General features: G+C 64.4%; 17 protein-coding genes, 1 tRNA gene and 2 pseudogenes. 8 read left to right on the top strand and 12 right to left on the bottom strand.

Annotation, left to right across the window (positions count from 1 at the left end):
• Positions 1-210: 210 nt before the first annotated feature.
• From ACZ9H4_RS06505 to ACZ9H4_RS06485, 5 genes and pseudogenes are all read right to left on the bottom strand, one after another.
• Complete coding sequence (locus tag ACZ9H4_RS06505; protein WP_408141592.1) at positions 211-744, bottom strand: GNAT family N-acetyltransferase; 534 nt, start codon at positions 742-744, stop codon at positions 211-213.
• A gap of 188 nt (positions 745-932) precedes the next feature.
• Entirely contained in the window at positions 933-1,718 is a 786-nt protein-coding gene (map, locus tag ACZ9H4_RS06500; RefSeq protein ID WP_476118510.1) for a type I methionyl aminopeptidase, read from the bottom strand.
• 318 nt (positions 1,719-2,036) lie between these two features.
• The gene (locus ACZ9H4_RS06495; protein WP_476118509.1) at positions 2,037-2,204 is read right to left on the bottom strand and encodes a hypothetical protein; all 168 of its coding nucleotides are present in this window, start codon (positions 2,202-2,204) and stop codon (positions 2,037-2,039) included.
• Between the two features lie 82 nt (positions 2,205-2,286).
• Positions 2,287-2,472: pseudogene (locus ACZ9H4_RS06490) on the bottom strand (SAM-dependent methyltransferase); the annotation flags it as partial.
• Between the two features lie 130 nt (positions 2,473-2,602).
• A pseudogene (locus ACZ9H4_RS06485) lies at positions 2,603-2,647 on the bottom strand (hypothetical protein); the annotation flags it as partial.
• Positions 2,648-3,660: 1,013 nt separating this feature from the next.
• On the opposite strand from ACZ9H4_RS06485, the gene ACZ9H4_RS06480 reads away from it, so the two are divergent.
• A complete protein-coding gene (locus ACZ9H4_RS06480; protein ID WP_408152874.1) occupies positions 3,661-4,401 on the top strand; it encodes a hypothetical protein in 741 nt (246 codons plus the stop codon).
• A 158-nt stretch (positions 4,402-4,559) separates the two neighbouring features.
• On the opposite strand, the gene ACZ9H4_RS06475 is transcribed toward ACZ9H4_RS06480, so the two are convergent.
• The 3 genes from ACZ9H4_RS06475 to ACZ9H4_RS06465 all read right to left on the bottom strand — a co-directional run bounded on the left by ACZ9H4_RS06475 (position 4,560) and on the right by ACZ9H4_RS06465 (position 7,599).
• Positions 4,560-4,649: transfer RNA gene (locus ACZ9H4_RS06475), tRNA-Ser, on the bottom strand.
• Between the two features lie 184 nt (positions 4,650-4,833).
• Positions 4,834-6,129, bottom strand: coding sequence for a serine--tRNA ligase (gene serS / locus ACZ9H4_RS06470; RefSeq protein ID WP_408141589.1), 1,296 nt, complete (start codon positions 6,127-6,129; stop codon positions 4,834-4,836).
• A gap of 156 nt (positions 6,130-6,285) precedes the next feature.
• Positions 6,286-7,599 (bottom strand): replication-associated recombination protein A, encoded by a 1,314-nt coding sequence (locus ACZ9H4_RS06465; protein ID WP_408141588.1) that lies wholly within the window; start codon positions 7,597-7,599, stop codon positions 6,286-6,288.
• Positions 7,600-7,923: 324 nt separating this feature from the next.
• On the opposite strand from ACZ9H4_RS06465, the gene cytX reads away from it, so the two are divergent.
• Positions 7,924-9,240: a putative hydroxymethylpyrimidine transporter CytX gene (gene cytX / locus ACZ9H4_RS06460; RefSeq protein WP_408141587.1), complete on the top strand. Its 1,317-nt coding sequence runs from the start codon at positions 7,924-7,926 to the stop codon at positions 9,238-9,240.
• Positions 9,241-9,338: 98 nt separating this feature from the next.
• On the opposite strand, the gene speB is transcribed toward cytX, so the two are convergent.
• Entirely contained in the window at positions 9,339-10,328 is a 990-nt protein-coding gene (gene speB / locus ACZ9H4_RS06455) for an agmatinase (protein ID WP_408141586.1), read from the bottom strand.
• Between the two features lie 171 nt (positions 10,329-10,499).
• Between speB and ACZ9H4_RS06450 the strand changes: the two genes are divergently transcribed.
• Complete coding sequence (locus tag ACZ9H4_RS06450; protein ID WP_476118508.1) at positions 10,500-11,420, top strand: LysR family transcriptional regulator; 921 nt, start codon at positions 10,500-10,502, stop codon at positions 11,418-11,420.
• A gap of 110 nt (positions 11,421-11,530) precedes the next feature.
• On the opposite strand, the gene lolA is transcribed toward ACZ9H4_RS06450, so the two are convergent.
• The gene (lolA, locus tag ACZ9H4_RS06445) at positions 11,531-12,265 is read right to left on the bottom strand and encodes an outer membrane lipoprotein chaperone LolA (protein ID WP_408141584.1); all 735 of its coding nucleotides are present in this window, start codon (positions 12,263-12,265) and stop codon (positions 11,531-11,533) included.
• Between the two features lie 225 nt (positions 12,266-12,490).
• Positions 12,491-14,797: a DNA translocase FtsK gene (locus ACZ9H4_RS06440; protein ID WP_408141583.1), complete on the bottom strand. Its 2,307-nt coding sequence runs from the start codon at positions 14,795-14,797 to the stop codon at positions 12,491-12,493.
• A 333-nt stretch (positions 14,798-15,130) separates the two neighbouring features.
• Between ACZ9H4_RS06440 and trxB the strand changes: the two genes are divergently transcribed.
• The 5 genes from trxB to ACZ9H4_RS06415 all read left to right on the top strand — a co-directional run bounded on the left by trxB (position 15,131) and on the right by ACZ9H4_RS06415 (position 19,928).
• Positions 15,131-16,132 (top strand): thioredoxin-disulfide reductase, encoded by a 1,002-nt coding sequence (gene trxB / locus ACZ9H4_RS06435; RefSeq protein WP_408141582.1) that lies wholly within the window; start codon positions 15,131-15,133, stop codon positions 16,130-16,132.
• Between the two features lie 340 nt (positions 16,133-16,472).
• Entirely contained in the window at positions 16,473-17,231 is a 759-nt protein-coding gene (locus tag ACZ9H4_RS06430; RefSeq protein WP_408324582.1) for a Smr/MutS family protein, read from the top strand.
• Between the two features lie 13 nt (positions 17,232-17,244).
• Positions 17,245-17,865, top strand: a complete 621-nt coding sequence (locus tag ACZ9H4_RS06425; RefSeq protein ID WP_476118661.1) for a trimeric intracellular cation channel family protein — start codon at positions 17,245-17,247, stop codon at positions 17,863-17,865.
• A 240-nt stretch (positions 17,866-18,105) separates the two neighbouring features.
• Positions 18,106-18,765 carry a glutathione S-transferase family protein gene (locus ACZ9H4_RS06420; RefSeq protein ID WP_476118660.1) on the top strand — a complete coding sequence of 220 codons (660 nt, stop codon included), beginning with the start codon at positions 18,106-18,108 and terminating at the stop codon, positions 18,763-18,765.
• A gap of 245 nt (positions 18,766-19,010) precedes the next feature.
• Positions 19,011-19,928 carry a LysR family transcriptional regulator gene (locus tag ACZ9H4_RS06415; protein WP_408141579.1) on the top strand — a complete coding sequence of 306 codons (918 nt, stop codon included), beginning with the start codon at positions 19,011-19,013 and terminating at the stop codon, positions 19,926-19,928.
• A gap of 96 nt (positions 19,929-20,024) precedes the next feature.
• On the opposite strand, the gene ACZ9H4_RS06410 is transcribed toward ACZ9H4_RS06415, so the two are convergent.
• Positions 20,025-21,140 (bottom strand): ABC transporter ATP-binding protein, encoded by a 1,116-nt coding sequence (locus tag ACZ9H4_RS06410; protein ID WP_408141578.1) that lies wholly within the window; start codon positions 21,138-21,140, stop codon positions 20,025-20,027.
• Positions 21,141-21,232 lie beyond the last annotated feature (92 nt).

Below are 21,232 nucleotides of genomic sequence, written 5' to 3'. Positions count from 1 at the left end.
TATTTTACAGGCGTCCACGCGCGCGGCCAGCTTTTTTGCCGGTGAATGCACGACCTCGACGAACCACCTCGATCGCGGCAACCACGCACAGGGCATTCAGGCCGCGCCATGGCCAACGATCGGGCCGCTCGCAAGACCGGCGAGCCGGCCACGATGGCTGGACTGACGCGGAAGGGAATCGAGCGGCAGACTGTTGCGCCGCTCGCGAGATCACTGCTGGAACGCCTGTGACGTGCTCGGCACGTGGCGCACCAGCAGACTTTCGACTTGCTCGGGCGCGCGTTCGACACGCCGGTGTTCGCCGGTCGGACCGAAGCCGAGCGCCTCGTAAAAGCGCATGGCGTTGCGGTTGGCGTCGGCGACCCACGCGTAGATTTCCGTCGCGCCTTCGCCGGCAAGCCAGTGGCCGGCCGTGTCGACCAGCAGTTCGCCGCCGCGCAGATGACGCACGGCCGGCGCCACCCACAACTCGCAGACGAACGCGCGGTGCGCCGCGGTGTCGTCGAAATGCGCTTCGATCAGGCCGGCCGGATGGCCTTCGGTGTAGAGGATGAACGTGGCGACGGAGAACGAAACCGCGCGCTCCGCGGCGGAGGTGTCAAAACTGGCTGCATCGGCCGACAACGCGTCTTCGAGCGTCGCGCCGAAGGCATAGGGCGCCTCCCGTAGCGACGCAGTACGGAGTTCGCGAAAAACGGCGCCCTGTTCAGCGGCGATACGGCGAACGGTCAATGACGGACTCATGCAGACGAAAACCCCTTGAAACCCTAAGGCGTAGCTTTAACCGAACCGGCGCGCGAGTCAAATCATTATTGACCGGACCGCGCCATCGCTCGACGTATTCGCACGCGGCACGCACAAAGCCACGGCATGCCATGCCGGCGGCACAGGCCGCTAGCTGCAAGCAGCCAGGTGTTGCGCGCGCAGCGTGCTCACGGCGCTTCGTAGCTACCGGTGCCATCCGGCCACGGCGTCAGCAGTTCATAACCGTCGTCGGTGACGGCGACCATGTGCTCCCATTGCGCGGACAGCGAGCGGTCTTTCGTGACCACCGTCCAGCCGTCGCGTTGCACGCTGGTGCCGGCGCGGCCCGCGTTGATCATCGGCTCGATCGTGAAGACCATGCCTAGCTTCAGGCGCACGCCCTGCCCCGGCTGGCCATAATGCAGCACCTGCGGGTCTTCGTGATAGACCTTGCCGATGCCATGCCCGCAGTAGTCGCGCACGATCGAGAAGCCGTCGCGCTGCGCGACTTTCTGGATTGCGTAGCCGACGTCGCCGAGCGTCGCGCCCGGCTTCACTTCACGGATGCCGGCGAGCATCGCCTCGTAGGTCGTGTCGATCAGTTGGCGCGCCACCGTGCTCGGCTGACCCACGCAATACATGCGGCTGGTGTCGCCGAAGTAGCCGTCCTTGATGATCGCGACGTCGATGTTGATGATGTCGCCGTCCTTCAGAATCTCGCCGCGATTCGGGATGCCGTGGCACACCACCTGGTTGACCGAGGTGCACACGGTCTTGGGAAACCCCAGATAGCCGACATTGGCCGGAATCGACTTTTGCGTGTTGACGATGTAGTCGTTGCACAGCGCGTCGAGTTCGTCGGTGGAGACGCCGGCCTTGACGTGCTCGCCGATCATCGCCAGCACGTCGGCCGCGAGGCGGCCGGAAATGCGCAGTTTGGCGATGTCGTCGGGAGTCTTGTAAGTAATGGCCATGAATTCAATCGATGTGAGTCGGATGGGGTTCGAGGTTCGGCGCGGGACGCCAGGCCGCCGCAAGCGGCACGGCAAAAGCAGGCTCACGCCGACAACCGATCGGCCAATTGTACAGAGGATCGCCGCCCGAGCCGGGCAAAATGGGCTGAACGGGCCAGTCGGGCGATTTTGCGTTGGTGGTGGACGGCATGTGAAATGCCTCGCGCTCGCCCGCCCGCGCTTCGCGCAACGAGTCTCGCGGGCTGTCCGTCACCACGCCAATCGGCACACGCGGCGCTCGCCCACAGTGCCGGCACGAGAGCCGCGAGCGCGCGCATGTCAGTCGGCTTTCGCGATCACGAACTGCATCACGTCGGTGCGCCCTTCGTCGAAGCCCGCTTCGCAATACGCCAGATACAGCCGCCACGTGCGCACGAAAACCTCGTCGAAGCCTTGCGCGCGGATCGTGTGGAGCCGCGCTTCGAACGCGCCGCGCCGGCGGCGCAAGGTCTACGCGCAATCGCGGCCGAATGCCAGTGACGTGCACGCCACCAGCCTGGCGCGCCGCGTGCAGCGCCAAACCGCCCCAGCCGCAGCCGATTTCGAGAATCCGCATACCCGCGCTCAAATCGAGCGTATCGGTGATGCGTTGATACTTCGCACGCTGTGCATCGTCGAGCGAACATTGAAGATCGCCGTCGAACAGCGCGCTCGAATAGATGGACTGCCGTCCGCTTCTTCGATGCCCGCCGCCGCGAGCTGCGTGCGCATCCACGCGGCGAGATCGCTGCCGTCGCGCGGGCCGTGGTCACGCCGATAGAAACTGGGCCGCCGCCAACGGTCGATACCGAACAGCCACTGTCGAGCGATGCGAGACGGTCCAGATCGCAGCGCACGTAGAACACCAGATAAGTAAAGCGATGACGCTTCGGACGTAGCCGCTCGTGCATCACGCGGCCTCTCTGGAGCCACGCGGCGGGCGCGAGATTGGCGACGTTGGTGGCGACGCTGCCAGGCTGCTCGATGCGAGTGCGCTTCATAGCCTGGCCCATCCCGGCACTGCGTGGTGTCGGGGCCGGCGTATTCGCCCGCCACACCCCAGGCCTTCGCGAACTTGTATTCGACGCCGCCGCCGTCATGCAGGCGCGTGTGCGGCCAGGAGGCCGTCAAGCCAATGCGTACGTACGGCATGATGTTGCCGTTAATCGGGGTGCCGATCTGCAGGTCGAGGCCGCCGTCCTTCTTTGTCGTCGAGCCTCCGTGGAAGTCCGCGAATCCTTCGAAGCCGATCACGAAGTGGTCCACGTCGTCATTCACTTCGGCGACGAGGCCGGGGAAGTACGTCGCATGCGCCGACTCGGCGAACTGGCTGTGCGGTCCATGCACGCCCATGAACTTGAGCAGAATCGGATCCAACGCCTCCGAGTGCACCTGGGTCGCGCAAAGCAGCGAAACGAGCACGGGGGGGCGAGACGCTTCTTGATACTTGTCATCAAATGAATCGTGAGTGAAGCGGCGCCTGGTGCATAAGTGAATGCGGGCGAACGCTTTTGAGCGGACAACGCACTGCTGCGTGACGTCGCATCCAATTGCTTTTACGCAAGCAGCGTGGAGGATAGTTGCCGGCAACGGCCATCAAAAGGGGCTTTGTCCCAAAGCGCGGATTCGTTTGAGTGGGTGTTTCGCGTTCGAAATGGACAGGCCTGACGGGCGAGCACGTATTAGCGCGGAAGAGTGGAATGATTGAGGCGTGTGCGCGATTTCATGTCGTCGTTCAGCCTCGGCCGAATGCCATCCGGCGTCAGATACGCTCCTAAAGGCAGTCACAGGCCAACCGTTCAAATCACTGGTGGCGTTGCCGCCAGGGCCAGTGTCCCACCCAGCGAGTTGAAGCATTGAGTATCACAATGGCAACGAGCAGCGGCACCACCGCTAAGGATCTACACCCCTACTCAGCAAACAAATGGCACAAGAGTGGCTGAAGTCCGAACGTGAAGTGCTGCGCCGGATAGTGTCCGACGTGCAACACCTCGCCAATACGATCCATTTTGCGCTTGATTCCGCGTTTCCCTATCCAGAACACGCCTTTGGGCAGGATGTACTGGTCGGGATGAATGTAGCGCGTGAATTAGTTGGGCTTTCTCCAGGCAAAAAGCCCGGCGACGTTGATCTACTAGTAATTCCCGTCAGGGAAGTTCCCCTTTTTACTCACGCTATAGCGATCGAGGCAAAAATCGTGCGGCCGACGATTGCAAATCCGTCACGCAACGCCAATTCGATGGGACGAGAGCAAGCGCTGGGATTGCTCAACGATGGATTTCCTTTCGTAGCCCTTGTGCACATTTCACTACCAGAGCCACTGCCTTCTGAGCAATACCTTCGGATTCCAGTCATGTCGAATGAGCTGGATGAGAACGGTGATTTTCAGCATACCGGCGGATATGCTTTGGTGAATCCGTTCCCGCTTGCCAGCGCCCGCCGTCAGGAAGGACGCTTGAAAAGCCTCGCGCTTCCCAAAGAGATTGCCTTCAAATCGGTGGGATTCTCTCTTTCGGCCGATCAAAACGATTTTGATGGCTGCAACATGGGAGAGATGAGGCGGGGGTCGAGGAACCCTCACACGTCGCAGGAGCTAGTCGTCTCGTTAAGTCAGCTAGTGAATCAGCGGCGGGATATGTTCCGGCAAATCCATTGGTTTCGATGAATCTGCAAATAGCGCTGATGCTGATGCTTCAGACATTCAGGCGAAGCACTGACACTGCCGTGCCCCGCAAGGAATGATACGAAGCAAAGCACGCGAACGTTTTCGACTTCCCAAAGCAAAACCCCCGCAGAACTTCCGTTCTGCGGGGGTTTTAAATTTGGCGGAAAGGGTGAGATTCGAACTCACGGTACCCCTAAAGGTACACTGGATTTCGAGTCCAGCGCATTCGACCACTCTGCCACCTTTCCGTGTTTTCCAGCTCACAGCGATGAAGCTGCCTCGCCAGAACCAAGCGGGTCGTTGCTTGGGAGAGAAAGATTATAGAACAGCTAAATCCGTTTTCCAAGTCCCTCGTCAAAAAATTTTCAAAGAGGTTGGGCAACAAGGTGGCAACCGGCGGCGGAGCCTGGCCGCATCGCCGTAGCAAGCAGATCAGCCCGCCGGCACTTCCAGCCGTTCGACACCGCCGAGGTAAGGCCGCAATGCCGTCGGCACCGTGACCGAGCCATCGGCATTCTGGAAGTTCTCCAGCACGGCCACGAGCGTGCGTCCGACCGCCAGCCCCGAACCGTTCAGCGTATGCACCAGCTCCGGCTTGCCCTGGGCATTGCGATAACGCGCCTGCATCCGGCGAGCCTGGAACGACTCGGTGTTCGAGCAGCTCGAAATCTCGCGATAGGTGTTCTGCGCCGGCACCCACACTTCGAGGTCATAGGTCTTCGCGGCTGAGAAGCCCATATCGCCCGTGCACAACGTGATCACGCGATACGGCAGTTCCAGCTTCTGCAAAATCGCCTCGGCGTGGCCGACCATCTGCTCCAGCGCGTCATACGACGCTTCGGGCGCGACGATCTGCACCATCTCGACCTTGTCGAACTGATGCTGGCGGATCAGGCCGCGCGTGTCGCGGCCATACGAGCCCGCTTCCGAGCGGAAGCACGGTGAATGCGCGGTCAGTTTGATCGGCAACGCGTCCGCTTCGACGATGCTCTCGCGCACGGTGTTCGTCAGCGAAATTTCCGACGTGGAGATCAGATACTGCGTGACCGTGTTCTCGTCCCCGCCCTTCTCGACGCGGAACATGTCGTCGGCGAATTTCGGCAGTTGGCCGGTGCCGTACAGAATCTCCGGATTCACGATGTACGGCGTGTACACCTCGGTGTAGCCGTGCTGCTGTGTGTGCGTGTCGATCATGAACTGCGCGAGCGCGCGATGCAGCCGCGCAATCTGCCCGCGCAGCAGCGTGAAGCGCGCGCCCGACAGCTTCGCGCCGGTCTCGAAGTCGAGCCCGAGCGGCGTGCCGACGTCCACGTGATCCTTCACCTCGAAATCGAACTGGCGCGGCGTGCCCCAGCGGCGCACTTCGACATTGCCGGCTTCGTCGTCGCCGACCGGCACGCTTTCGTGCGCGAGGTTCGGCACGCCGAGCAGCAGGTCCGACAGACGCTTCTGGATATCGTCGAGCTTCGCCGCCGACGCCTTCATCTCGTCGCCGATGCCGCCGACTTCGGCCATCACCGCCGAGGTGTCCTCGCCCTTGCCTTTCATCGCGCCGATCTGCTTGGACAGGCTGTTGCGGCGCGCCTGCATTTCTTCGGTGCGGGTCTGGGTGTCGCGGCGTTCCGCTTCGAGCGCGGTGAACGCCGCCGCGTCGAAGGTATAGCCGCGGTCGGCGAGGCGCTTGGCGACGCCGTCGAGGTCTTTGCGCAGCAGCTGAATGTCGAGCATGGGATGGGACGGGTATTCGTTGTATGAACGTGGGATTTTAGCGCACCGGCGTGCGCGGCCGGTGCGTTCGATGGTCAACGCGCGCGGATTGAGGCACGGCGACCACGACGGCGCGACTCACGGCGCGACGCACGGCGCCGGAAAGACCGACAGGCCTCAGCCCTTCTTGCGCTTGTTCTCGCTGCGCCATTGCGCATCCAGTTCGGCCAGACGCGCCATCTTGTCGCCGATCTTGCCTTCGAGCCCGCGCGGCGTCGGCTCGTACCAGTGCGGATCGCGCATGTTCTCCGGCAGATAGGTCTCGCCTGCCGCATACGCATCGGGCTCGTCGTGCGCGTAGCGATACTCGTGGCCGTAGCCAAGCTCCTTCATCAGCCTGGTCGGCGCGTTGCGCAGATGCACCGGCACGCCGCGCGATTGATCCTTGCCGACGAAGCGGCGCGCTTCGTTGTACGCGTTGTACCCGGCGTTCGACTTCGGCGCGACCGCGAGATAGATGATCGCCTGCGCCAGCGCCAGCTCGCCTTCCGGCGTGCCGAGGCGCTCGTAGGTTTCGGCGGCGTCGAGCGCGATGCGCGCGGCGCGCGGGTCGGCGAGGCCGATGTCCTCCCACGCCATGCGCACGATGCGGCGTGCCAGATAACGCGGGTCCGCGCCGCCGTCGAGCATCCGGCAGAACCAGTACAACGCGCCGTCGGGACTGCTGCCGCGCACCGATTTATGCAGCGCGCTGATCTGGTCGTAGAATGCGTCGCCGCCTTTGTCGAAGCGGCGCAGGTTTTCCGCAAGCGCGCTGCCGAGCAATGCTCCGTCGATCTCCGTGGTCTTTTGCTGCGCGGCCGCGCGCGCGACGATTTCGAGGTTGTTCAGCAGCTTGCGGCCGTCGCCGTCGGCGGAACCGATCAGCGCGTCGCGTGCTTCGTCGGTGAACGTGAGGCCGCCGAGTTCCTGCTGCGCGCGCTCGAGCAGTTCACGCTGTTCTTCGTCGGTGAGACTCTTGAGCACGTACACCGCGGCCCGCGAGAGCAACGCGCTGTTCACCTCGAACGACGGATTCTCGGTCGTCGCGCCAACGAACACGAACAACCCCGACTCGACGTGCGGCAAGAACGCGTCTTGCTGGCTCTTGTTGAAGCGATGCACTTCGTCGACGAACACCAGCGTCTGATGGCCGTTCGCGCGATGGATCTGCGCGGTCTCGACGGCTTCGCGGATATCCTTCACGCCCGAGAGCACCGCCGACAACGCGATGAACTCGGCGTGAAACGCATCGGCCATGAGCCGCGCGAGCGTGGTTTTGCCGACGCCGGGCGGGCCCCAGAGGATCATCGAATGGGCTTCGCCGGATTCGAACGCGACCCGCAACGGCTTGTTCGGGCCAAGCAGGTGCTTCTGGCCGATCACTTCGTCGATATTGCGGGGCCGCAGGCGTTCGGCGAGCGGAACATTGGCACGGGTTTCTTCAAACATGACGTTTTGGGGATAATCTCGGCTTTTCCGGACGCGGTCCGTGGGAAGGCGGCGTGCTGCCGGATGAGCGCAAAGCCGGCACATGAAGGTGCGGGCAACGTCCCGCATTATGACAGTGACGGCGTGCGGACGAGGATCGCGCGGCGCGGCGGCATGACTTGGGCGGCAACGGCCGCCGGAAGTTAGGCCGTGAAAGCCGCAGCCGCGCACGCCACCATGGCCTAAAGGCAAATGCAAACATAAAACAGTACAAGCAACCCGGTAAACACGCCGCCAGGCGGCATGGCAAGCAACACCGCAACACCAACAGGGACACAACTACAGATGGCACAAGATCCACTTGCCGGCGACGCCGGTTCCACCTACGCGCCGCTCACGCCGGTGCCCGACGCGCGCCGCGCGTTCCGCACCGGCGACGCGTTCGCGCTCTGGTTCTCGCTCGGCATCGGCCTGCTGGTTGCGCAGGCCGGGGCGCTGCTGGTGCCGGGATTGTCGCTGCCGCACGCGCTGCTGGCGATCGTGATCGGCAGCGTGATCGGCGTCGTGCTGCTGGCGCTGGCCGGCGTGATCGGCACCGACACGGGGCTCGCGGCGATGTCGTCGTTGCGCCCGACGCTCGGCGTGCGCGGCGCGTCGGTGCCGGCTGTGCTGAACGCGGTGCAACTGGTCGGCTGGGGTTCGTTCGAAGTGATCGTGATGCGCGATTCCGCCGACGCCCTCGCCAAACAGTCGTTCGGCCTTTCAATGCCGCTGATCTGGACCGTCGTGTTCGGTCTGCTCGCGACGCTGCTGGCGATCAGCGGCCCGCTGTCGTTCGTGCGGCGCTTTCTGCGCAAGTGGGGCATCTGGCTGCTGCTCGCGGGCGCCGCATGGCTCACGTGGAATCTGCTCGCGCGCCACAACCTGGCCGAGCTGATGCGCCGTCCGGGCACCGGCGAGATGTCGTTCGGCGGCGCGATCGACCTGGTGGTGGCGATGCCGCTGTCGTGGCTGCCGCTGATCGCCGACTACACGCGCTTCGGCCGGCAACCCGGCGAGACGTTCCGCGGCACGCTGCTCGGCTACGGCATCGCGAACATCTGGTTCTACGCGCTGGGCGCGGTCTACGGCCTCACGGCCGGCGGCGGCGACGCGCTGCTGACCAACGCGCTGGCCCAGGCGGGCGGCGGCCTGGCGCTGCTGCTGATCCTGATCGACGAAATCGACAACGCGTTCGCCGACATCCACTCGGCCGCCGTCTCGACCGGCACGTTCTGGACGCGCGGCAGCGTGCCCTTGCTGTCGGCGGCGTTCGGCGCGCTGTGCACGCTGATCGCGCTGCTCGTGCCGATGGCGAAGTATCAGAACTTCCTGCTGCTGATCGGCTCGGTGTTCGCACCGCTGTTCGGCGTCGTGCTGATGGATCACTTCATCGTGCGCAAGCGCCGTATCGAGGCGGCCGTGCTCGCCGATGTGCGCGGCCGTTACGGCTTCTCGGGCGGATGGCATCTGAGCGCGTTCATCGCGTGGGCGATCGGCATCGCCTCGTATCAGCTGATCAACCAATGGCTGCCGAATCTCGGCGCGACCTTGCCGTCGCTCGTGATCGGCGCGGTGTGCTACTACGTGTTCGTGTCGGCGCGTAAGACGGCTTACGCCTGACGCATCGGGCGCGTTGTCCACGCGAGTCGCGCTGACGAAGAAAAAGCCTGCATTTGCAGGCTTTTTTTGCGCATGACGCTCCGTGCGTTCAGTTCACTTCAACGCGCGGCGGCCCGATACTCGACACCCGGCAGCACGCATAGCAATTCGAACGCGAGATTCGCGCCGAGCAGCGCGGTCGTGCCGAACGGATCATACGGCGGCGCCACCTCGACCAGATCGCAGCCGACGATGTTCAAACCGCGCGCGCCGCGAATGATCTCCAGTGCCTGCGGCACCGTCAGCCCCGCGATCTCCGGCGTGCCTGTGCCCGGCGCAAAAGCCGGATCGATCCCGTCGATGTCGAAGGTGATGTACACCGGGCCGTCGCCCATCCGCTCGCGAATGCGCGCCATCAGCGGCGCGAGCGACTGGTTCCAGCAGGCCTCCGCCTGCACGACCTCGAAGCCCTGATCGCGGCACCAGTCGAAGTCTTCCGCCGCATAACCGGTGCCGCGCAAGCCGATCTGCACGACCCGCTCGCAATCGAGCAGGCCCTCCTCCACCGCGCGGCGAAACGGCGTGCCGTGCGCGATCTTCTCGCCCATCATCGTGTCGTTGACGTCGGCGTGCGCGTCGACGTGAATCAGCCCGACCTTGCCGTGCTTGCGATGAATCGCGCGCAGGATCGGCAGCGCGATGGTGTGATCGCCGCCCAGCGTGATCGGCTTGCAGTCGTGCTGGAGGATTTCGTCGTACGCGGTTTCGATCCGCGCGATCGAATCATGCAGGTTGTATGGATTGATCGCGACGTCGCCGAGATCGGCCACGCGCAGCGAGTCGAACGGTGCCGCGCGGGTCGCCATGTTGTACGGGCGCAGCAGCACCGATTCGCTGCGGATCTGGCGCGGCCCGAAGCGCGCGCCCGTGCGGTTCGACGTGCCGAGATCGAACGGCACGCCGACGAAGCACGCGTCAAATCCGGCCGCCGAGCCGACGTTCGGCAGCCGCATCATCGTCGCGATGCCGCCGCAGCGGGGCATAGCGTTGCCGGACAGCGGCTGCGGCCGTTCGCCGGCTTCGGGGGAAATGAAGGAGGAAGTATTCATCGTGGCTCGGCAATGAAAGAGACGCGGCGCGGAAAATCTGCGGAAACCGGTCAAAACGCGGCATGAAAAGCACGTCTCACCGGAGGAACTCCGATTCTTGAGCCATTTCCCGCCAACTTAAATAGCGCCGGCGCACCCTTCACATCGATTTTCAGCGATGTATGCTGAAGCATGTTCTCCCAACTCACAGATCTCGACCTGCGGCTGATCCGCGTCTTTCTCGCCATCGTCGACGCGGGCGGGGTTTCGCCCGCCCAGGCGACGCTCAATATCGGCCAGTCGACCATCAGCACCCAGCTGGCGACGCTCGAAACGCGCCTCGGCTACCGCCTGTGCGAGCGCGGCCGCGGCGGCTTCAGTCTGACCGCGCGCGGCGAGCAGTTCATCGAGGCCGCCCGCGCACTGCTGTCGGCCGTCGACACCTTCGGCATGCAGGCGCGCAACGTGGGCCGCAAGCTGGTCGGCACGCTCGACATCGGCATGATCGGCCATACGCCGGTGTCGGCGAGCGCGCGCATCAGCGACGCGATCGGCCGCTTTCGCGCGCGCGATCAGTCGGTGCGTTTTTCGATTCTGGTGCGCTCGCCGGGCGAGCTGGAGGAGCTACTGCTCAATGGGCGGATTCAGATCGGCATCGGCTATTTCTGGCATCGCGTGCCGTCGCTCGAATACACCGAGGTGTTCGCCGAGGACCAGTTCGCCTACTGCGCGAAAGGTCACCCGCTGTTCGCGCAGGCGGGCGGCGTGTCACCCGAAGAGGCCGCGCAGCACGAATGGGCGTGGCGCAGTTATCCGTTGCCCGAAGCGGAGAGTTCGACCACGCCGCAGAACGTCACCGCGGTCGCGGACAACATGGAAGCCGTTGCGATGCTGGTGCTGTCATCGCAACACCTCGGTTATTTGCCGGGGCATTTCGCGGCGCCGTTCGTCGCGCAAGGGCTGCTCGCCGCGTTGAACCCGCTGCAGATGCGCTACCGCGTCGCGTTTCACATGGTCACGCGCACGCGTCAGCATCGGACGGAGATCGTCGAAGCGTTTATCGACGATATGAAAGCGGCGCATGCGCTACAAGTTCCGATGGGGGACGAGTAGCGCCTCCTCAAGCGCTCGTACTTGTGAGGCGCACCCTGAAATTGAAAAGCCGCGCCCGAGGAGCGCGGCTTTGTTGTTGCCTGCGTGCAAAGCTATGTCAATCAGCAAGCTTATCCGTTGATCACATCCGCGCCCTTCGGCACCGTGAACTTGAATGCATCGGCGGGCAGCGGCGGGTTCTTCTGGATGTTCGAGAACGTCAGCAGCGTCACATTGCCGAACACGTCGTGCAATTCCATCGCTTCGAGATTGCCGTCCTTGAAGCCGATGCCGACGCGTTGAAACTGCGTGTCCTTCGCCTTCGGCGTCAGTTCGAGCCAGTCGATGCCGGCCTTCACGCCTGCGTCGCGCAGCGTGAAGTTCTTGTCCAGATCGTTGCTGCCGAACAGGATCGCCGCCGGGCTCGCGCCTAGCGCGCCGCCGAGCGCGCGCACCGTCACCTGGTTCAGATCCTTGTCGTACACGTAGAGCTTGTCGCCGTCCGCCTGCAACAGTTGCGAGTAAGGCTTCTCGTATTGCCAGATGAACTTGCCGGGACGCGCGAACGTAAAGGTGCCGCTCGACGTGCCGGTCTTGCCCGCGCCGCCGGTGGACAGCGCGCCGCTCGCGCCCTGCGCCTTGCTCGGCGCGCGCACTTCCTGCTGCACGAAGGTGCCGTGCGCGGAGTGCACCTGCGCGACGAACGCCTTCAGTTGCTCGGTGCCGCTCGCGAATGCCTGCGACGCGACGAGCATCGATGCGCCGATCGCCACGCTGCCGACGCTACGCACGATAGTCCGCGCGAGTTGGCCGAAGCGGCTGGCTTGAGCACTCTGTCGAGTGCGCTGCTGCGCGAATAGCTGCATGTAGTTTTCTCCCTTGATTGAATTCGATGAGCGGGGGGCGAAGGGCGGTGAGGACGGCGATGGTCGCTGCCCGCTTCCAGTGGCAGGCCAGCACGCGTGGGCGAGCAGATCCGCGCGCGGCGCGTTGCCCGACACGTCGAGCGGTCGAGCTTGAACGCGCGTTGCAAACCTGTTGCAGCGAGCACTTGTCCACGGACCGGCTCGCTGCGCGATCGCGCCGTCCGCCTATTCCGCCTCCCGTGCCGGCGCCAGAATCTCGCGATTGCCGTTCGACGACATCGCCGACACCACGCCTGAGTTTTCCATCTGCTCGAGCAGACGCGCCGCCCGGTTGTAGCCGATGCGCAAATGCCGCTGCACCAGTGAGATCGACGCGCGACGGTTCTTCAGCACCACGTCGACCGCCTGGTCGTATAACGGGTCCGACTCGCCATCGGCAGATCCGGTTCCCGCCGAGCCTTCGTCGCCCTCGCCGGTCACGCCGCCTTCGAGAATGCCCTCGATGTAGTTCGGCTCGCCCTGCTCCTTGAGTTTGTCAACGACGCGGTGCACTTCTTCGTCCGAGACGAACGCGCCGTGCACCCGCACCGGCAAGCCGCTGCCCGGCGGCAGATAGAGCATGTCGCCCATGCCGAGCAGCGATTCCGCGCCCTGCTGGTCGAGAATGGTCCGCGAGTCGATCTTCGACGATACCTGGAAGGCCATCCGCGTCGGCACGTTGGCCTTGATCAGGCCGGTGATCACGTCGACCGACGGACGCTGCGTGGCGAGAATCAAATGGATGCCGGCCGCGCGCGCCTTCTGCGCGATCCGCGCGATCAGCTCTTCGACCTTCTTGCCGACCACCATCATCAGGTCGGCCAGTTCATCGATTACGACGACGATGTTCGGCAGGCGCGTGAGCGGCTCCGGCTCGTCCGGCGTGAGGCTGAACGGATTCGGCAGCTTCTCTTCGCGCTTGGCAGCTTCGTCGATCTTGTTGTTGTAGCCGGCGAGGTTGCGCACGCCGAGCTTGCTCATCAGCTTGTAGCGGCGCTCCATTTCGGCGACCGCCCAGTTCAGCGCGTGGCCGGCCTGGCGCATGTCCGTCACGACCGGACACAGCAGATGCGGAATACCTTCGTAGACGCTCATTTCGAGCATCTTCGGATCGATCAGGATCATGCGGACCTGTTCGGCGCTCGCCTTGTAGAGCAGCGACAGGATCATCGCGTTGATGCCCACCGATTTGCCCGAACCGGTGGTGCCCGCCACCAGCAGGTGCGGCATCTTCGCGAGGTCGGCGCATACCGGCTTGCCGCCGATGTCCTTGCCGAGACCCATGGTCAGCGGCGAGGCGGCGTCTGCATAGACCGCCGAGCCGAGAATCTCCGACAGGCTCACGGTCTGGCGGCGCTGGTTCGGCAACTCCAGCGCCATGAAGTTCTTGCCCGGAATCGTTTCGACCACGCGGATCGACACGAGCGACAGCGAGCGCGCGAGATCCTTCGCCAGATTGACGATCTGGCTGCCCTTCACGCCGGTGGCCGGTTCGATTTCATAGCGCGTGACGACCGGCCCCGGATAGGCGGCCACCACGCTCACCTCGACGCCGAAGTCCTTGAGCTTTTTCTCGATCAGACGCGACGTGAATTCCAGCGTGTCCGCGGAGATGGATTCCTGCGCGGCGGGCGCGGGGTCGAGCAGCGAAATGGGCGGCAACGTGGAGTCGCCCGGCAGGTCGGTGAAGAGCGGCACTTGCCGTTCCTTCTCGACGCGCTCCGATTTGGCCGGCGTGACGACCGGCGGCACGATCACGACCGGCTCGTGCTCCTCGATCCGCACACGGCCCTTCTCGACCTTGCCTTCGCGCTTCACCGCCGCCGCTTCGCCGAGCTTGCGGTCGCGGCCGGCCTCGCGGCGCAGCTTCGCGAAAGTCACCGCCGAAATGATCGACTCGCCGACTTTCTCCGACACCGACAGCCACGAGAAACGGAAATACAGCGACAAGCCGATTGCGAGCGCGATCAGCAACGCGAGCGTGCCGCCGGTAAAGCCCAGCGCATGCGACACCCCACGCGCGACGGCCTCGCCGACCACGCCGCCCGGCGCGCGCGGCAACTGCACTTTGAGCGACCACATGCGCAGCGCTTCGATGCCGTTGCACGCGAGCAGCACGAGCAGGAACGCGAACGCATCCGCGAGCCAGCTCACGCCGCGCGGCGCGTCGTCCTGCTCGTCTTCGTGACGCGTGATGCGCTTGTAGTTGCGGGAAATGTGGCGGCCGAGCAGCACGATCCACCAGTAGGCAGACAGGCCGAACAGCAGCAGCAGGATGTCCGAGGTCCACGCGCCGACGCGGCCCGCCCAGTTGGAGATATGGTCGACCTGCGCGGCGTGGGTCCAGCTCGGGTCGCGCCTGCTGTAGCTGACGAGCGCCATGAGCAGGAAGACGCCGAGCGCCACCTGCAGGATCCAGCGGATTTCGGTGAAAAGGCGCGACATGCGGTGCGGCAACGCCTGCGCGCTCGCGGAATAGGGAGCTTTTGCCATTGATCCTGTTGCGTGGGTAGCCGGTTGCCGACCGGAAGCGCGGCCAGAGCCACGCCCAGCGTGGCTTCGGGTCCGATCCCGGCGACCGGAAACGTCGATCCGGGCTATTGTAAACGCACTGTCCCGCGCAAGGCTGTAAATGACGGTAACTTGGCCAATTGGCCACAGAGCCGCACCCCGAATGGGCCACGGCGCTATCGCGGCGATCGGAAAGCTTCATGGAGCAGCCTCGCGCCCCGACCTTTATAATGCCGCACTGGCACCCATCTACAGTTACAGCTCAAGTCGCACGGCCTCGCATGGGCGAGCCCGGCGCCGTACAAGGATTCAATCATGCCCGCAACTTCAACGAAACACGCCAAGGTTCTGATTCTCGGTTCCGGCCCCGCCGGCTACACGGCTGCGGTCTACGCGGCGCGCGCCAATCTCGCGCCGGTGCTCGTCACGGGTCTGGCCCAGGGCGGCCAGCTGATGACCACGACCGACGTCGAAAACTGGCCCGCCGACGCCAACGGCGTGCAAGGCCCGGAACTGATGGCGCGCTTCCTGGAGCATGCAGAGCGCTTCAACACCGAAATCATTTTCGACCACATCCATACGGCCAAGCTGGATGAGAAGCCGATTCGCCTGATCGGCGATTCGGGCGAGTACACCTGCGACTCGCTGATCATCTCGACCGGCGCATCGGCGCAGTACCTCGGCCTGCCGTCCGAAGAAGCGTTCATGGGCAAAGGCGTGTCGGCTTGCGCGACCTGCGACGGCTTCTTCTACAAGCAGCAGCACGTGGCCGTGATCGGCGGCGGCAATACCGCGGTCGAAGAAGCGCTGTACCTGGCCGGCATCGCAAAGAAAGTGACCGTGATCCATCGCCGCGACAAGTTCCGCGCCGAGCCGATCCTGATCGACCGGCTGCTGGCGAAGGAAAAGGAAGGCGTCGTCGAGATCAAGTGGAACCACACGCTCGACGAAGTGACCGGCGACCAGTCCGGCGTGACCGGCCTGCGCATCAAGCACACGCAAACCGGCGAATCCACCGACATCGCACTGCAAGGCCTGTTCGTCGCGATCGGCCACAAGCCGAATACGGACATTTTCGCGGGCCAGCTGGAGATGAAGAACGGCTACATCATCACCAAGGGTGGTCTGAACGGTTTCGCGACCGCCACCAGCGTGCCGGGCGTGTTCGCCGCGGGCGACGTGCAGGACCACGTGTACCGTCAGGCGATCACCAGCGCGGGCACCGGCTGTATGGCGGCACTGGACGCGCAACGCTATCTGGAAACCATCAACGAGATGGCCGGCGAGCATGCGATGAGCCAGGAAGCCGAGCGTTAATCGGCGGCGCCGAACTGCGACGTTTGGCGCGACGGTAAAATAGCGGCTGGGCGTAACCCGGCCACTTGCTTCAGAGAAGGCCGCGGCTGAAAAGCCGGCGGCCTTTTTTGCGTTCAGGCGGGTGGGGTGGGGGTGGGTTTGCCTTGCGGGTATGCAAAGCTTTGCAATGCGGCAGCACCACCCTGTTTGCGTCGCGCCCCGGCGGCCCGATTTGCAGTGCATCCGCTGAGCGTCCATTCGTTGTCGAGCGCTTCACCGCACGCCAAGCTCACTACCCGTTTCGCAGCCCCTAAAAATACCGTCGCGCGACCGATCCACATTTTCTGCGTGTATTACCGATATGCCGAAGAATCAGCCCCATCCAAGCGAACCGAAGCGCGCGCGCGCCGTCGCCACGCCCGCGCCCGAGCCGGCCGCCCCCGCTGCCAAGCCGAAGCTCGATCCCGCCGCGGGTCTCGCCGGACTCGGCGCATTGCGCGACGCATTGAAGGTCGATACGCAACGCCGCGAGCGCGAACGCGCGGCGGCTGCGGCGGCGCAGCGCGAAGCCTCAGCGGATGCCGATCTGTTTCGCCGCGAGATCGGTTCGGTGGCCCCGCTCGTGTCTGCCCCGCGCGCGAGCTTGCCGCGCAATCCCCCGCCGCCGCTGCCGGTGCAAACCCTGCTCGACGAAGAAGCCGTCCTGCACGAAGCGATTTCCGACGAGTTCGACCCCGAAGTGCTGCTCGAAACCGACGAAACGCTTTCCTATTGCCGACCCGGCGTCAGCCAGGAAGTCGTGCGCAAACTGCGGCGCGGCGACTGGATCGTGCAGGCGCAAATCGACCTGCATGGGATGCGGCGCGACGAAGCGCGCGAGGCGCTTGCCGAGTTCATCCGCGAATCGGTGAAACGGGGCTTGCGCTGTTTGCGCGTGATTCACGGCAAAGGCCTGGGATCGATCGGCAAGGAGCCGGTGCTGAAGGGCAAGGTGCGCGCGTGGCTCGTGCAGAAGTCCGAGGTGATCGCGTTCTGTCAGGCGCGTGCGCACGACGGCGGCGCCGGCGCGGTGGTCGTGCTGCTGCAGCCGGGCGCGTTGCCGCCTCACGCCAAGCCCTGACGGAGTCACTGTGATCCATCCGAGGCTGACGCTGGCGCTGACCATCATGGAGGCGCTGGCTATTTTCGCGTACGCCATTTCCGGGTTCATCGAAGCCCGCAGCCGCCGGCTCGACGCGGTAGGCACCTTCCTCGTGGCGATCGCCACGGCGTTCGGCGGCGGCACGTTGCGCGACGTGCTGCTGGAGCGCCGGCCCTTCTACTGGGTCGAGCATCAGGCTTATCTGATCGCGATCTTCGTGATGGCCCTGTTCGCGCCCACGCTGTTGAAGATGACCTCGCGCCTGCTCTCCGAGCGGGTGCTGCTGGTGGCCGATGCCATCGGGCTGGGCCTGTTCAGTATCGCGGGCACGTCGATCGCGCACGACGCGCAAATGCCGTGGTTCACGTCGGTGATGATGGGCGTGCTCACGGGGGTGTTCGGCGGCGTGATCCGCGACGTGCTGTGCAACGAGGTGCCGCTGATCCTGCGCGATTCGCGGCCCTACGCGACCTGTGCGTTCGTCGGCTGCTGGCTGTACGTGTTGCTGGATTATGTGAACCTCGACACCGTGTATAGCGCGTTGATCGCGACCGCGTTTATTCTGCTCGCACGGCTGGTGACGTACCGGTTCGATGTGCGCTTGCCGCATTGAGCGCGAAACGGGATGGGCGTTCTGGCGTCGAGCGTGGCTGCGTAAGCAGCCGTTCGCGCAGTGAGTGGCGTTCGGCGCACCTGCGGTACTCACCGTGACGGGCGCAGCCGCGACGCCCACCGCACCGCAACCCTCGTCCATGACTGTCGATTTTCACCCGCGTCGTTCGTCGTGAGGTAAGCGGCCCTTTTGGCCGTCGCTGCGCCACGGCGCACCCTGCAACCGTCAAAGGTGACTGCGATGCCCCTGAAGCTTTATGCCCACCCGTTCTCTTCGTACTGCCAGAAGGCCCTGACGGCGCTTTACGAAAACCGCACACCGTTCGAGCTGCGCCTGCTGGCTCACGACGATCCGCCGATCATGGCGGAGTTCGCCGCGCTTTGGCCGATCAAGCGCTTTCCGGTGTTGGTGGACGGCGAGCGGACCGTGGTCGAGGCGAGCATCATCATCGAATATCTCGGCCTGTATCACCCGGGGCCTGTGCCGCTCTTGCCCGCCGACGCCCGCGCCGCGCTGGAAGTGCGCAGCATGGACCGCTTCTTCGACAACTACGTCTCGACGCCGCAGCAAAAGATCGTCTACGACCACATGCGCCCCGAGCCGGAGCGCGATCCGCGTGCGGTGGCCGACGCGCGGGCGATGCTCGACACCGCCTACGGCTGGCTCGACAAGGTGATGGCCGAACGCGAATGGGCCGCCGGCGACACCTTCAGCCTTGCCGACTGCGGCGCCGCACCGTTTCTCTTCTACGCCGACTGGACGCATCCGATCGATCCCGCCTTCGCGCATGTGCGGGCCTACCGTCAGCGGCTGCTGGCAAGGCCGTCGTTCGCACGCGCGGTCGACGAAGCGCGGCCGTATCGTCCGTTGTTTCCGCTCGGCGCGCCCGAGCGTGACTGACAGCGACTGAGCGGCACTCACGCACGCGAGCCTGCGCGCGCACCGGCGCAATCTGCCGTGCGCCGTGCGAGGCGGCCTGGCGCAACCCGCGAACAGGCTGCCTCGCCCGCCCATCCGGGGCCCTCGGCCGGAATCCGCCCCGACAGAGGCGCGCAACACCGCGCCCCCCCATCGCGACAACAATATTTCCACCCTGTAAACTCCACATCAAAAGCCACTTCCGGCCATCACTCATAAGGCACACCATGGACCGTTTCGAAGCGATGGAGATATTTACGCGTGTGGTCGAGGCGAACAGCTTCACCAAGGTATCCGAATCGCTCGACCTGCCCCGCGCCAAAGTCAGCCGCACGATCCAGGCGCTGGAGGAGCACGTCGGCGTGCGCCTGCTGAATCGCTCGACGCGCCAGGTGAGCGTCACCGACGATGGCGCGGCGTTCTACGAGCGCTGCGTGCAGATCCTCGCCGAAGTCGCCGATGCCGAATCGTCGCTGTCGAACAAGCGCGAAAATCCGGCCGGCACGATCCGCGTCGATACGTCCGGCACGCTTGCCCGTGCACTGCTGCTGCCCGCGCTCGACGACTTCTACCGGCAATACCCGGAGATCGACGTGCGGCTCGGCCTCGCGGATCGCAACATCGATCTGATCCAGGACGGCGTGGATTGCGTGATCCGCATGGGCACGCCGGAGGAATCGAGCCTCGTCGCGAAACGCATCGGCGAGGCGCGCATCGTCACGTGCGCGTCGCCCGCCTATCTGGAGAAGTACGGCACGCCGACCACGCTCGAAGAACTCGCGGAACATCGCGCCGTCAACTACGTGTCCGCGCGCACCGGCCGGACCTTCCCGTTCGAATACCAGGTGGACGGCGAGATCGCCAAGGTAACGCTGAAAAGCGTGCTCGCGGTCAACGACGGTTCGGTCTACATCGGCGCGGGCGCCCTCGGCCACGGCATCATCCAGCCGTCGCGCTTCATGGTCGCCGACTTGATCAGGCAAGGCGCGCTGAAAGAGATCCTCACCAACTACACGAGCCCCGGCACACCGCTGTCGATCCTCTACGCGCACCGCCGCAATCTGAGTTCACGGCTGCGCGCGTTCATCGACTGGGTCAGCGAATTGTCGCGTAACAACCCGGACCTGCGCATCCCGGACGCGTGAGCCGCGACAAAGCAGGCGCCCAAAACAAAGCCCCATGCGTAACGAAACGCATGGGGCTTTTTTTAAAGCGTCAGACTACGCGGCGAAGCACTCGCCTCAGGCAATCCGCTCTTCGTTCGACGGATCGAACAGCACCGCCTTCGACGTATCGAACAGCAGCGTCGTGTTCGTCAGCGGCTGCGGATTCGACGCCGGGTGCACACGGCTCACGATGCGCTTGCCGTTGACCTGCGCGAACACCAGCGTGTCCGGGCCGGTCGGCTCGATCACGTCGACCTTCACTTCGATCGGCTGCAGTTGCGCGTTGTCGCCATGCGCGCCGCGCGCGTCGGTGATGCGCTCCGGGCGCAGGCCGAGAATCACTTCGCGGTCAACGTGCGACTTCACCTTCGCCGAGTCGAACGGCAGGTTCAGCACCTTGCGTGCAACACCCGTGTCCAGTTCAATGCCGACGCCCGCGCCCTGCTCCACCAGCTTGCCCTGGATGAAGTTCATCGGCGGCGCGCCGATGAAGCCGGCCACGAACAGATTCGACGGCGAGTCATAGATTTCCTGCGGCGCGCCGAACTGCTGCACGATACCGTCCTTCATCACCGCAATGCGGTCGCCGAGCGTCATTGCTTCAATCTGATCGTGCGTCACGTAGACGATCGTCGTGCCGAGGCGCTGATGCAGCAGCTTGATTTCCGAACGCATCTCGATACGCAGTTTCGCGTCGAGGTTCGACAGCGGCTCGTCGAACAGGAACATCACCGGATCGCGTGCGAGCGCGCGGCCCATCGCCACGCGCTGACGCTGGCCGCCGGACAACTGACCCGGCTTGCGGTCGAGCAGGTGCGTGATCTGCAGCGTGTTCGACACGCGATCGACGATCTGCGCCTGCTCCTGCTTCGGCACCTTGCGGATGTTCAGGCCGAACGAGATGTTCTCGCGCACCGTCATTGACGGATACAGCGCGTACGACTGGAATACCATCGCGATATCGCGATCTTTCGGCGACAGGTTGTTGACCGTCTTGCCGTCGATCTGGATCTCGCCCTTGGTCACGGTCTCGAGGCCCGCGATCATGTTGAGCAGCGTCGACTTACCGCAGCCCGAGCCGCCGACCAGAATCAGGAACTGGCCGTCTTCGATGTCGATGTTGACACCCTTCAGAACCGGCACCCCGTTCGGGTAGGTCTTGTACACGTCACGGATGGAAAGGCTTGCCATGCTGTGAATCCTCTTGTCTCTGGTACTGCCTGAAAACGTCTTGTCGGGTGACGGCGGCGCTTTTCTCTTGAAGCGCCGCCGCGCTCGGATGG

It is taken from the genome of Paraburkholderia sp. TE9906 (assembly GCF_056279605.1).
Note: the sequence above shows the minus strand (reverse complement) of the source record. Positions and strands in the feature narration are given on the sequence as shown.